Genomic DNA, 12,361 nt, shown 5'->3' with positions numbered 1-12,361 from the left:
GCGTGAAGCCGGAATCGCCCTCGGACCTGGTGGGGATCGGACTGCCTCAACGGGAGGTGGGAGAGCACGTAGTCGGCCGCTCGGTGGGCCACTACGCTCCCGGGAGGGACTCCGAGCTCGACCGCGGAGACCATACGCCAGGTCGCTCCGGCCCACTTCTTGTACCGGTCGACTCCAAACCCACCGTTCGCTCGTTGACCGGAAAGCAGGGCTCGAAGAGGAGGTCCCTGGGGGATCTGTCGCTTCGCAGCGCGTACCGGACCGGACTGCTCTGGCGCATCGAGAACATCGGTGAGGGTAAAGTACCGTACCGATGGGTCTCTCGACTCGAGGAGCCAGCGGACTCCGGGGTCCTCGCGATCCAACACCGGTCTCGATGCCGCTATCGAGCGCGGCTACTTCTGACTTCATCGACGACTACGCCCGGATGGGACTCGTCCGAACGGAATGGGAGGGCCCGATTAGCTCGTTCTTCGAATCCGGGTGGGCCCGTCCCGGGCTCACGCCGGCCCTGGCTCGTTTCCCTCGCGCCACCGACCGCCCACGCTCGGAGTCGGAGGTGGGACCAAGTTCGACGCCCTCGCTAGATCTCGGCGTCGGCATTCCGAAACGCATGCTCCATCGTCCGCCGGAGGTACGGCACGGTGGTGAGTCGGGCGAGTTCCCGCGCCGTCACCCAGGCGAACTCCGTGTGTTCGGCGGGGTCCAGGCGGGGAGCGATCCGCGACTTCGTCGAACATCGAAAGCGGGAGGATACGCTCGGATAGGAGGGCCCGCCCCGCACGGAGACCCACTCCAGGGAGACGTCCAGAACGTCTCCGACACGGACCCGGAGTCCGGTCTCCTCTCTGAATTCCCGCGTGAGCGCTTGCTCGAGCGTTTCGTCCTTTTCCACCGCGCCCCCCGGAAGGTCCCACAGACCCGGCCATATGTCATCGTCACTCCGCCGGCGCAGGAGGAGCAGGCCCTCCCTTCGGACGAGGACGCCCTTCACGGCCGCCCGGACCCAGAACCGCTGCGTCATCACCACACGGATGACGTGACCCGAGCCGCATCGATCGCCCTGGCATGCCGCTCTCCCCCGATTCGCACGGACCCACCCTCAGTAGACTTCGACAGGTAGCCCGGGTAATCCGGAGAAGTCCGGATCCCGTGTGACCAGGATGGCGTGGTGATGGCGGACGATGGCGACGATCAGGAGATCCGAGGCCGAGAGCGCTCTTCCGTTCCGAGCGGCGTCGGCCCCGAAGCGCGCCGCGTCGTGACCCATGGCGAGATCGGCCGGGAGCACTTCGATGTTCTCGGCAAGCTCGAGCGCGGCGCGGAGGGTACGGCCCCCTTTGAAGTAGGATCCCCGGAGCCATTCGACGAGGGCCGGTAGGGGGACCGCGACCCGTTCACGCGACACTTCCCAGTGGCGAGCTCGCGCGACCGCTTCGGGCTCCCCGGCCTGCAGATCGATGAGAAACGTGGCATCCAGGCAGTACACGGTCAGTTCCGCCGATGTCGCGGCTTGGCCACCTTCGCCCGCTCCACGGCACGCGCAGCCAGCACCGCTGCCCGAAGCTCCTCGATCTCGCGGGGTCGGAGGTGACCCCAAGATCCCGCGAAGAAGGAGAGGTTCTTCCGCGGCCGCGCCAAACGCTTGACGGTGGCGCTGAAGCTCTCACCGGGTCGCTTCGCATTCTTGAGGGTCTCATAGGCCTCGCTGTCGAGGGCGATGGTGGTGGCGGGCATCGGCCTATAGCACCTGTGCACAGTCCATATATAGCGAGTAGTCCGGAGCCGGACCCGCGGCCGTTGGTGGCCCCGAGTTCGAATACCGGCGGGCCCGTGCGCAAGGCGGGCCACCCCTCCCCTGACCGCGCTCGCGATCGTCGCGTGAGCTTCCGATGCGCGCGGCTCGAGCCGGCCGGTGAGCGGACGGGTTGAAATTCTCCGGATCGCTTCGCCGAGCCGGTGGGACGTCTGCGGCTCGCCGGCACCCCGGTGCACCTGGCCGAGTATCCCGGGCGGACCACGACCAACTGCCGCTTCGCGCAGCACGACCTCTCCGCCCTCGACCGATTCTTCCTTCCGGTCTCTCTCACCGGATTCGTGGACGAACCCACGCTCGGCATACGAGCGTTCCTGGAGGATGACCACCGGGGAGCGGTCTCGCCGGATCCCGTCGCCACCCTGGACGGCACCGACTTCCATCTCTCGGTGAAGGGGATCGGCTCGACCGTGGAGCCGTTCGTGGCCCGTCCGCTGGAGGCATCCGCGCTCGATCGACTCACGGACGATCCCGAGCTGCGCCGCCGGCTCGCCCAGCCGTCGTGCGGTCGATCCCCGGCGGACCCGCCGCGGTACATCACCGGCGAGGTCTGGCTCCGCGGGTCCCCGTACGGTGGGCAGGGACTGGAACACGCCCGGATCGCGCTCGCCGCGTCGGAGCGTGCCGACCTCACCTCGATCGAGGGGTTCCGGATCGCCCCCGTCGTCAAGGTGGCCCATCTGCCCTCCGCGCTGGAGGAGCGGATCCGATCGCTGCACTGGTTCCGGCGATTCCGCGGACCGATCGTCCAGGAGCTTCGGCTCGTCCCCTCGAACGTGCGCATCTACTTCCACGCGCGCAGCACGGTGGGCACCGGGGTCCGGGACGTCTTCGACCGCTTCGGGGTCGACTCCCCGGCGCGCGCTCTCGCCTTCGAGGTCGCGTTCCTTCGCTCCGCGATCCCGCTGCTCACACTCTTTGCGAGGACCCTGCGGCGGGACCCGACGAGCGGACGACTCTGCGGCCTCGACTTCCATGACGTGTGGCTCGACAAGGACGCGGTGATCGCTCCGGACGGAACCGTGTACTTCGTCGATCTCGAGGGAATCGAGGAAGTGGAGGTCGACCGAGAGCGAATCGCCGAGAAGATCGAGGACCAGATTTACCGCTCGCTCTACGAGTTCCTCTTCGCCTACGAGCAGATCGACCGCGAGCGGGTGCGACGCTTCGGAGGGGCCGGCCCTCGCAAGGAGCAGCTGGCCTCCCTGCTCGAGCGCGCGCTCGCGCAGGACCGGTACGTGCGGCTCGAGCGCACGCCGAGCGAGTACGTTCTGCGCATCCGCAACGCCCTGGGCGACGAGGCCCTTAATACGGCGTTCCCTCTCCTCGACCGGGCGTGACCGACTGCACCCATCTCGCGACGTTCCTGCAGGCCGTCAGCGCCCGCTCGGTCACCGCAACGATCCCGGAGACGGACCTCGCGGAGCTCCAACAGCTCGGACTCGTGGACGTCCTCTCCGCGGACGAGCGCTCGCAGCTGGAGGCGGAGGTCGCCCAGCTCCAGGCGGCACAGCAGGCGATCGCGGACGAGCAGGCCCGTCAACAGCAGCAGGCCGACGCGGTCGCGGCGGACACGCGCCGGACGCACTCCGTCCTCTTCCATCTGCAAGGGGTGGACAAGGAGGAGGCGTCCGTCGACCGCCTCAACGAGGAGCAGGCGGCGCTCCAGGCCCTCGAGGCCGACCTCGCCAAACGTCAGGCCGACTTTCAGCAGCTCCTGGTCAAGCAGGCCGAGCTCGACCTCGTGCTCCCCTACGACGGTCGGTTCATCGCGATCACGACCGCCGGTCGCGTCGCACTGCGGGACCTCAACGTCGCGTTGTACCGCGTGGGGGACGAGGAGTTCGCGTCGTACTGGACCCAGGCGAAGGCGATCGACGCCGAATTGGACGGGATCGCCAGCCGATCCGCCTCGCTTCATGCTTCGCTCGCCCCTGCGCTCCCCGAGGTCGATCCGACCTACCTCTGGGCGGTCGCCATCGGCCTCGCCAAGCAGCCGACGGCCTCCGCGCAGTCTGTGCCCGCGTTCCTCAACGCGTACGAGGCGGTGGGCCGCTATAGCCGCAACGACGAGAACCGTCTGATGGCCGCCGAGGTCGTCAGCAGCGTGAACCAGCCGCTGGAGGGCTCGGTCTCGCAGCTCGGCGAGCTCCTCCGGGCGGTCGACGAGCTGGGCGTTCCGGCCGAGGCCGCGACGGGCGTCGCGGCGATCCTGCTCTCCGGCCGGCGGGCGGACGGCACGTACGCCACCGAGTCCCTGCGTCAGTTCCTCCTCCTGACCGCGTCGTACGAGGCGGCCGCCCTCCTCGCGATCGTCAACCAGCCGCACGACGATCTCGCGCGGGCCTTCACGAACCTGCGCGCCCTCTTCGCGTCCTGGGGCTACTCGGTGAGCGAAGACACCGAGCTCTCGTCGGCGTACCTCGCGCTGTCGAACCTGCCGGCGGAGACCGTCGGGACGAAGATGGCGATCCTCGCCCGGGGCGTGGGGGCGTACCTGGAGTACCCGCTGGTCGGGGCCGCGGTCCTCGCGTCGATCCCCGTGCTCGAGGCGAACGAGACGCTGAACCTGCTCGAGAAGGCCTACGAGATCCTGGGCCAGCGCACCGGCCCGATGTCGCAGGCCGAGCTGATCACGCTCGCGATCCGGCTCGTGCACGGCGTCGACGTCCGCAGCGTCAACGAGCTCGACCCGACGCAGACGGCGCCGGCGACGTATCCGAACTTCTCCTACGCGACGACGCCCGCGCGGATGTGGATTCCGGTGCTCGTCGTTCACAGCAACTACTTCGCCACGTACAGTGCCATCGGCGGCGTCCACCCCGGCCACATCCATGCGGTCGGGGCCGGCGGTGGCGGCTTCGTCGGCGGAGGGTTCGGAGGATGAGCCGCGGGGCGGCGGTGCTGCTCCTGTCCGTGCTCGCGCTGCTGTGCCTCCCGAGCGGGGCCGCGAGCGGGGTCGGTGGCCACTACCTTCCGCGCGCGGGGGACGCGCTCCACTACTCGGAGTCGGTAACAGTCGGCCGCGGGACCGGTAGCTACTCCGGTTACACCGAGGCCAGCTACTACAACGGGTCGATCGCCGTGATGAGCGTCGCGCCCAACGGGACGGCGAACGCCACGTACGCCTCCGCCGGAACCTACGAGAACAACCAGGGGGTGGAGTACCCGTGGTCGGAGCACGGGACCTTTTCGTTCTCCGCCGTGACGTTCCACTACCTGAACGGGACCGACAACCAGTCCGGCTACGTCGACCCGTTCGTGTGGTTCTATCTCAACAACAGCCTCGGCGACGGGGCGACGCTGGAGCTGCTGAACAGCCCGATGCAGGTCGTCTCCACGGACGTTCCGTTCCCGTACTCCGGCAGCTCGACGGGGTACGTCGCGACGATCTTCACCGAGGGCAACGGGACCTATGAGCGCGACGACGCCTATGGGCAGTTCACCGCGGTCTACAACTGGAAGGAGTACTTCGACCCGGGGACCGGCTACGTCGTCGCGTACGTCTACCGCGAGGCCGACTCGGATGCGGCGGGCGACGGCTTCACCTATACGGACACCCTGACCGACACTGAGACGACCTTCGCCCTGACGCCGGCTCCCGCGCCGCCGGCCGCCTCCTCGCCGCCGCCCGTGCCCTGGCTGCTCGTGATCGTGGGGATCGTCGTCGTGGTGATCGTGGTCGGGGGGATCGTGATCGCGCTCTCCCGGCGACGCTCGGCTCGCGCGAACCTCCCCCGTCACCCGACGACTCCGATGCCCGGAACGATGCCAGCGTACGCCCCGCCGCCGGTCCATCTGATCCCCGGCGATCAGCCGGCCGTGCAGCAGGTCGTGATCCGGGAGACGGTCAAGGTGCCGTGCCGCTACTGTGGCACGCTCATGGACTCGACGGCGACGGTCTGCCCCCGGTGTGGGGCGCCTCGAACCTAGCGCGTCGGGGGTCGGGTCGACGGCTCTGGAAGTGGTACATCCGCCCGACGAGGGCCATCCCCGCGCGCTCCGCGGCGGTCCGCGACGCGAGGTTCCGGTCGTAGATCTCGCTGACGACGGACCGGCCGCCCGTTTGGGAGAGCCAGAGCATGCGAGCGTTCAGCAGGTCCGTGCCGATGCCGAGCCCCCGATATCGGGGATGGACGACGAACGAGTGGCCGCGCGCGAACCGGCCCACTCGGGACAGCCAGCTGACGCCGACGATGCTGCCCTGGCTCTCGCAGATGAAGGCGGTCTCTTCCGGGCGCGGCAGGGTGGCGAGCCACGGATCGACGCCGCGCCCGAGCTCGGCGCGCATGAGCGTCCCGATCCGTGGGAGGTCATCCCGTCCGGCGATGCGCACCGGATGGTGGGGCGGCTGGGTCGGCTGCCAGTCCCGCAGGTCCGCGGCGAACACCTCGACGATCCGGCCGCCCGGACGCCACGGAAGTTCGAGATAGACCCCGGCCGACTCCGTCGGCTCGAGGTACCGCTGGGCAATCCGTCGCTCCCGGGTGAAGCCCGACCCAATGCCCTCGCTCGAGCCGACGAGGAGTAGTCCCCGGACGAGCCCGTCCTCCTCCACGACCTCCGCTCGCCCCCCGGTGCGGATCGCGTCCCGTGCGAACAGGCCGAGGAACGGGTCGAACCAGTCGGAGAGCGAGGACCAGCGCAGCCCATCGACCTCCTCGATCCGTCGGAGGACGCGTGAGGGTTCCTCAGCGCGAGGAGGGCCCGCAGGCCACGACGGCCCGCGGGCCCGGGGCCCCGCATCCTCGGGAAGGGGGACGTCGGGACCGGCCTCGAGCGGGAACTGCGGTCGGGGGTCGAACGGCGCGATCGGCCCGGCGAAGCGGGCGGGATCCGCGGGGCGGAGCCGCTCCCAGCCGCCGGTGCGCAGCGCGTCCGCCATTCGACGCGCGAGAGCGGCCGAGCGCATCGTCCCGAGACCGTTGAATCCGCTCGCGACGTGGAGCCCCGGCGCCTGCGGCACGCGTCCCACGAGCGGAAAGCGGTCGGGCGAAGCGACGCACAGGCCGCTCCAGGCCGCCTCCACCCGAACGGAGCCGACGCCGTCGTGAAGCTCAGTGACCGACCGCGTCATCCGCCGGACGAACTCGGGATCGGCCGAGGCACGCCAGACGCCCGGATCCTCCGGCCGGGTGCCGGTCCCGTCGCCCGCGAGCCACCGGCCCAACGGCTCCGGACGGAGGTAGAGGTTCAGGTCCAGATCGTGCAGCGTCGGGAACGCCTCCCGTAGCGGCTGCGGCCGCAGGCGGACCGCCTGGGCCCGGAACGGAACCAGGGGCAGCGGATGACCGATCGCCGACAGCATCCGCTGCGTGCTCGCGCCGCAGGCCACGACCGCGCGCTCGGCCTCGACCGACACCGGCTCGCCGAGAGCCCAGGTGCCGCCGTCGCGGGCCTCCATCGCTGCCGGCTGGGAGAGCTGTCGCACGTCGGCCCCGGCGCGCGCGGCGGCGCGACGGAAGGCCGCCTGCAGCCCGGTCGTGCAGACCACCGAGTCGTCGGGGGTGAACAACCCCTGCCGAACGTCGTCGAGATCGGCCCAGGGCAGGAGCTCGCGGGCCCGCGCGGCGTTGACGGCGATCGACTCGACGTGCTGCTCCCCCAGCACCCGCCGGACCCGCTCGAGCCACCGGACCCCCTCGTCCGTCCGCGCGACCCGGAGGCCGCCGTTGCGATGCAGGCCGGGCTCGCCCTCCTCCTCGGAGATCCGACCGTACTCCTCCGCCGACTCTTCCACCAGGGCCAGGTCCCAGGGATCCCAGCCTTGGACCGAAAGGATGCCGGCGCTGGTGGCGGTGGCGCTGGGCCGCTCCGGATCCGGCGCGAGGTCGACCAGCAGCGTGCGTAGCCCCGCCTCCCGCACCAGGTAGTACGCCAGGCTCGAGCCGAACAGCCCTCCGCCGAGGACCATCACGTCGAAGCGCTCGGTCACGGCCTGCCGAGGCGGCGCGCCCCCGAGGGGCATTCCCGCGACGGCCATGAGGTACGACCGGCGGGCCCGGCTGGTCCGAGGGGCTAGGCGCGCGCCGGAAGGCGGGCGATGACCTCCGGGCTCGTCTCCACGTCGCAGAGCGCGCGCAGGACCTCGAGCGCCCGCGAGTGGGCCTCGGCGGTCATCGCGCCGACGCCGTCCTCGACCACGAGGGCGAAGAAGCCGAGGTTCACCGCATGCCGGGCGGTCCCCATGATGCCACCGTCCGTGCTGACGCCGGTGAGCACGAGCGTGTCGATCCCTCGGACGCGCAGGAGGGATTCGAGCGGCGTACCCACGAAGAAGCTCGGGGTCGCCTTGGGCAGGACGAGCTCCTCCGGCCGCGGGGCGAGCTCGGCAAGGATCGACCACTCCGCCGCACCGGCGGTGAAGCGAACGCCACCGGCCGGCAGCCCCCGTCGAGCCATCGATCGGGCCATGGCCGGGTTCGCCCAGCCCTCCGGCGGGCTCGTGTGTTGGCTGAAGATCACGGGCAGGCCTCGGGCCCGGTAGGCGGCGATCAGGTCGGCGACCACGGGCACGAGCGCCGCGCGGTTGAACGCCCGCCCGGCGATGCCCATCTGCATGTCCCAGACGATCAGCGACGAACGCCGCAGTTCGAGCGGTTCCACGGCCATGAACCGTCGAACGCGCGCGGCCCGATGAGCTGCGCGGGTCCGCTCGGCCCGCGGCACCGGGATTTATTAGTGCCCACACCCTGCCGAGCAGCGCAAGGAGTGCCGATGCCGAGCTACATGGTGCAGTTCTCGTACTCGCCGGAATCGTGGGCCGCGCTGATGCGAACGCCAGAGGACCGGACCGCTGCGCTGGACGCGCTCGCGAAGGGCGTCGGCGGGAAAGTGCAGGCCCTCTACTACCACTTCGGGGAGTTCGACGGGACGGTCATCGGGGAGTTCCCCGACGATGCGGCCGTGAACGCGATGGTCTTCGCCGCGGTCTCTAGCGGCGCGGTGCAGTCGACCCGGACGGTGCGCCTGTTCCGCCCGGCCGAGGCGATCGAGGCGCTGGGCAAGGCGAGCAAGCTCACCTATCGCGCGCCGGGCAAGTAGCCGTCGCCCGGCGCGCGCGCCCGCGCGCCGTACACCTCGGTCGTGAGGTACTTGAGCCCCGTGTCCACCTGGAGGGTGACGACCGTCGCGCCGCTCCCGAGTCGCTTGGCGATCCGTAGCGCGGCGACGACGTTGGCGCCGGAGGAGGCGCCCCCGAAGAGTCCCTCGCGCCGGGCCAGCGTGCGGGCCATGGCGTGCGCGTCGTGGCTCGTCACCGACGCGATCTCGTCGACGAGCTCCCGTCGCCACAGCGGGGGAACGAACCCGATGCCGATCCCCTCGATGCGGTGCCCGCCGGTCCGGCCCTCGGAGAGGATCGGGGACTCCTTCGGTTCGACGGCGCACACCAGCAGGTCCGGCCGGTGGCGCCGCAGGGACTCGGCGGTGCCGTGCAGGGAGTGGGACGTGCCGACCGACTGCACGAACGCGTCCACCGTGCCCCCGGTGTCCCGCCAGATCTCCTCCCCCATCGGGTGGTAGCCCCGACTCGCGTCGGGGTTGTTCAGCTGGTCCGACCAGAAGTGCCCCGAGCGCCGGGCGATCCGCCGGGACGTCGAGATCATCGAGCGGATCAGCCCCTCGGTGATCCGCTGCCGATCGCTCCGCACGAGGGTGAGGCGCGCGCCGAGCGCGCGCATGTGGTCGCGCTTCTCCTCGCTGAAGGCATCCGAGCTCACGAGGTGGCAGCCGAAGCCGAGGGCTCCGGCGACGAACGCGAGCGAGGTGCCGGTGCTGCCGCCGGTGTACTCGACGACGGTGCCCCCCGGCGGCAGGCGGCCGTCGGCGGCGGCCGCGCGGACCATCGCGAGCGCCGGCCGGTCCTTCATGCTGCCGGTCGGGTTCATCGACTCGAGCTTCACGAGGACGCGGGCGCTTCCGGCCGGCACGATCGAGCGTAGCGGGACCAGCGGGGTCTCGCCGATCGTCTCGATCGTCCCGCCGGGCCGGAGCATCGGAGCGGCCCGTGAGGGGCTCGTGGGATAATCGTCTTTGGCCCGGGACGGGAGCGGGCCTTAGGTTCAAGTAAGCCGACGCGGGTCGGGGCCGGGATGCCGGCCGACACGTCGGCGGAGCGCGAGGAGGGGGGCAGCGGCGGGCCCGCGGGCGAAGGGACCCACCTGGTCGAGCGGATCGAGGAGGAGCTCGAGCTGCTCGCGCGCAACGTCGAGATCGTCGAGAAGCTGTCGAAGAGCCCCCCGACGGGGATCATCCGCCTCAGCGAGGCGCTCCACCTGCCCATCCACAAGACCCGCTACTCGCTGCACCTGCTCGAGCGCGAGGGCGTGATCCAGCCGAGCGCGGACGGCGCGGTCGTGACCGAGCGCACGCGCGAGTTCTGGGCGAACCTCGACCGCGCCCTCGAGCGGATGGCCGGGGTCGTCCGCCAGCTCAAGTCGCGGGCCGAGGAGCACCGCGCGCGTCCGTCCTCGGGTCGGAAAGGCTATTAGCGCGATGCTAGCTCGGCGCCGCCGGTGCCGCCGTAGCTCAGCGGTAGAGCGATCGGCTGTTAACCGAAAGGTCAGCGGTTCGAAAGGCCGACGGGCGTGCGCCCTCGTCCCCAAACTCCGCTCGGCGGCGCCTTCGGTCCGCGCCCCCTGGGCCCGTAGCTTAGCCCGGCCGAGAGCGTCCGGCTCATAACCGGTTGGTCGACGGTTCGAATCCGTCCGGGCCCATCACCCTCAACGGTTTATAATTGGACTCTCTAACTCACCTCATGGCCCGGTTTGAGCGGTCCCAAAAGAAGCAGGAGCGACTCGCGGACCCCGACCTCTCCCGATGGTACCACAACGTGGCGAGAGGAGCTCAGGTCACCGCCGACGTCTACCTCCGACGGCTTGGGGCTTTCTGTGAACAGATGGGGGTTACTCCGAAGGATCTCGCCGAGCTCCCGGAGCCAAAGGTCCGCGATGTTCTTCTCGACTTCGTTACCGTGGAAGAGGAGAAACGCCACGCAGGCTCCTACATCCGCTCGACGCTGAAGGCAGTCAAGTCTTGGCTCACCCACAACGGCAAGACCTTGACAGTCCCGGTTCATGTTCGCGGGGGCGAGGACACTCCCACCCTCCGAAACGAGCAAGTCCCCACACCTGAGGAGATTCACCGGGTCTTGCTGAACGCCCGGCTTCCCCGCGACCGGGTAGCGGTCCTCTTGATGGCTCACGCCGGGTTCAGGCCCGAGGTCCTCGGAAACTACCACGGCTCAGACGGCCTGAGATTAGGAGACCTACCAGAGCTCGAGATCAGGGGAAAGCGAGCTCACTTCTCTCGTGTGCCGGCCATGATTCGGGTTCGCCCCGAACTGTCGAAGAACTCCCACGGCTACCTGAGTTGGGCCTCAGCCGAGCTCTGCGGGTATATCGAGGCGTACCTGGGCGAGAGGCTCGCCCACCACGAGAAGCTCGCGCTGGACAGCGACCTAATTCATCCCGAGAAGACCGACAAACGATTCCTGACCTCGATCAACGTCGGTGACGTGATTCGAGGCTCTGTTCGACGGGCGAGGTTCTCTTGGCGGCCCTACGTGCTTAGGGCCTATTTCGACACCCAAATGCTCCTCGCCGAAAGTCGTGGGAAGATCGCGCACGACTACCGAGTCTATTGGATGGGACACAAGGGCTCGATGGACGCCCGATATACGACGAACAAAGGCCGGATCCCGAAGGAATTGCTTGAAGACATGCGAGCCGCGTATTCGCGGGCGGAGCCGTTTCTGTCAACGGAGGCCAGCAAGGGCGCCCCAACCGAGGAAACCCTCCGGGTCATCGTCTCCGGCCTCCTCAAGAGCAAGGGGCACGACGATAAGAAAGTCGCCGAGGTGCTCGAGGGAAAGATAACGGGTGAAGAATTGGAGAAGCTCCTCAAGTCGGGCTCGACACCAAAGCCGGAGGAACACGCCTTCCAGACCGACGAGGTTCCAGACCTCCTTCGAGCCGGGTGGACTTTCGTGGCCCCCCTCAACGGCTCGATGGCCGTTCTCCGGGCGCCGACCGCTTAGCGTAGCCCGCTCATGTGGGCCGCTGACGGCGATCGATTTCCATGTCGTCGGCCAACGCCCGGAGCGACTGGCTCCAGAGCTGGAAGACATCGAAGATAGTGGCTACCGCGTAGAAGTGCGCTCTCGTCCGCTCGAGGGAGGAGAGCTGCGGATTGGACGCCATCGCCACGTACCTCGCTCCGTCCTGAAGCGCTCGCGACACCTCGTCTTGCGGCATCAGCCTCGTACTCGACGCGTAGATTCCGGGCGCGTTGCCTAATGAGCTCTTCGAATGGGTGCGACCAAGTGGTCCCGAGCTGTCGGCCCTTCCGAGGGGTTCCCACACGCGATTCCGCCCGGAATAGGGACAAGCTGTGACTGGCGCCGTAGGACTCCCGCCGCGACCATTGCGGCCTATCACCGAGTAGGCAACTTCGCCACGACGTACCGACCCACTACATCTGCTCCGGCTCTCTCACCCCAATCCCAATCGTGAATGGCCGGGAACGTGGTCGGAGGAGTCCGAC

The 12,361-nt window shown here is 69.3% G+C and carries 13 protein-coding genes and 2 tRNA genes; 8 read left to right on the top strand and 7 right to left on the bottom strand.

Going from position 1 to position 12,361, the window contains the following annotated elements; genetic code table 11:
• Positions 1-583: 583 nt before the first annotated feature.
• From VEL82_06900 to VEL82_06890, 3 genes are all read right to left on the bottom strand, one after another.
• Positions 584-1,024, bottom strand: coding sequence for an NUDIX hydrolase (locus tag VEL82_06900; GenBank protein HXW67582.1), 441 nt, complete (start codon positions 1,022-1,024; stop codon positions 584-586).
• Between the two features lie 78 nt (positions 1,025-1,102).
• Entirely contained in the window at positions 1,103-1,489 is a 387-nt protein-coding gene (locus VEL82_06895) for a PIN domain-containing protein (GenBank protein ID HXW67581.1), read from the bottom strand.
• Positions 1,490-1,491: 2 nt separating this feature from the next.
• Complete coding sequence (locus tag VEL82_06890) at positions 1,492-1,737, bottom strand: antitoxin VapB family protein (GenBank protein HXW67580.1); 246 nt, start codon at positions 1,735-1,737, stop codon at positions 1,492-1,494.
• Between the two features lie 222 nt (positions 1,738-1,959).
• Between VEL82_06890 and VEL82_06885 the strand changes: the two genes are divergently transcribed.
• Genes VEL82_06885 through VEL82_06875 form a run of 3 tightly spaced genes read left to right on the top strand, consistent with a single transcriptional unit; the run spans position 1,960 to position 5,749 of the window.
• Complete coding sequence (locus VEL82_06885; GenBank protein ID HXW67579.1) at positions 1,960-3,156, top strand: hypothetical protein; 1,197 nt, start codon at positions 1,960-1,962, stop codon at positions 3,154-3,156.
• Entirely contained in the window at positions 3,153-4,703 is a 1,551-nt protein-coding gene (locus tag VEL82_06880) for a hypothetical protein (GenBank protein ID HXW67578.1), read from the top strand. The genes VEL82_06885 and VEL82_06880 overlap by 4 nt, the downstream gene beginning before the upstream one ends.
• Positions 4,700-5,749, top strand: coding sequence for a hypothetical protein (locus tag VEL82_06875; protein ID HXW67577.1), 1,050 nt, complete (start codon positions 4,700-4,702; stop codon positions 5,747-5,749). Before VEL82_06880 ends, VEL82_06875 begins: the two co-directional genes overlap by 4 nt.
• On the opposite strand, the gene VEL82_06870 is transcribed toward VEL82_06875, so the two are convergent.
• Both VEL82_06870 and VEL82_06865 read right to left on the bottom strand, forming a co-directional pair.
• Entirely contained in the window at positions 5,697-7,799 is a 2,103-nt protein-coding gene (locus tag VEL82_06870) for an FAD-dependent oxidoreductase (GenBank protein HXW67576.1), read from the bottom strand. The genes VEL82_06875 and VEL82_06870 overlap by 53 nt on opposite strands.
• Positions 7,800-7,834: 35 nt before the next feature.
• Entirely contained in the window at positions 7,835-8,428 is a 594-nt protein-coding gene (locus VEL82_06865) for an isochorismatase family cysteine hydrolase (protein ID HXW67575.1), read from the bottom strand.
• A 105-nt stretch (positions 8,429-8,533) separates the two neighbouring features.
• Between VEL82_06865 and VEL82_06860 the strand changes: the two genes are divergently transcribed.
• Positions 8,534-8,860 (top strand): GYD domain-containing protein, encoded by a 327-nt coding sequence (locus VEL82_06860; protein ID HXW67574.1) that lies wholly within the window; start codon positions 8,534-8,536, stop codon positions 8,858-8,860.
• Here VEL82_06860 and VEL82_06855 read toward each other — a convergent pair.
• Positions 8,839-9,813, bottom strand: coding sequence for a PLP-dependent cysteine synthase family protein (locus VEL82_06855; GenBank protein HXW67573.1), 975 nt, complete (start codon positions 9,811-9,813; stop codon positions 8,839-8,841). The two genes, VEL82_06860 and VEL82_06855, sit on opposite strands and share 22 nt — an antisense overlap.
• Positions 9,814-9,909: 96 nt before the next feature.
• Here VEL82_06855 and VEL82_06850 point away from each other — a divergent pair, with 96 nt between their 5' ends.
• The 4 genes from VEL82_06850 to VEL82_06835 all read left to right on the top strand — a co-directional run bounded on the left by VEL82_06850 (position 9,910) and on the right by VEL82_06835 (position 11,855).
• The gene (locus VEL82_06850; GenBank protein ID HXW67572.1) at positions 9,910-10,308 is read left to right on the top strand and encodes a hypothetical protein; all 399 of its coding nucleotides are present in this window, start codon (positions 9,910-9,912) and stop codon (positions 10,306-10,308) included.
• 26 nt (positions 10,309-10,334) lie between these two features.
• A tRNA-Asn gene (locus tag VEL82_06845) sits at positions 10,335-10,438 on the top strand.
• Positions 10,439-10,457: 19 nt separating this feature from the next.
• Positions 10,458-10,533 (top strand) — tRNA-Ile (locus VEL82_06840).
• A 41-nt stretch (positions 10,534-10,574) separates the two neighbouring features.
• Positions 10,575-11,855: a site-specific integrase gene (locus VEL82_06835; protein ID HXW67571.1), complete on the top strand. Its 1,281-nt coding sequence runs from the start codon at positions 10,575-10,577 to the stop codon at positions 11,853-11,855.
• A 10-nt stretch (positions 11,856-11,865) separates the two neighbouring features.
• Here VEL82_06835 and VEL82_06830 read toward each other — a convergent pair whose 3' ends face one another.
• Complete coding sequence (locus tag VEL82_06830) at positions 11,866-12,018, bottom strand: hypothetical protein (GenBank protein ID HXW67570.1); 153 nt, start codon at positions 12,016-12,018, stop codon at positions 11,866-11,868.
• Positions 12,019-12,361: the final 343 nt, after the last annotated feature.

Source organism: Thermoplasmata archaeon, from assembly GCA_035622275.1.
Classification (GTDB): domain Archaea; phylum Thermoplasmatota; class Thermoplasmata; order Lutacidiplasmatales; family UBA184; genus Lutacidiplasma.
This window is presented reverse-complemented; position numbering and strand designations above follow the sequence as displayed.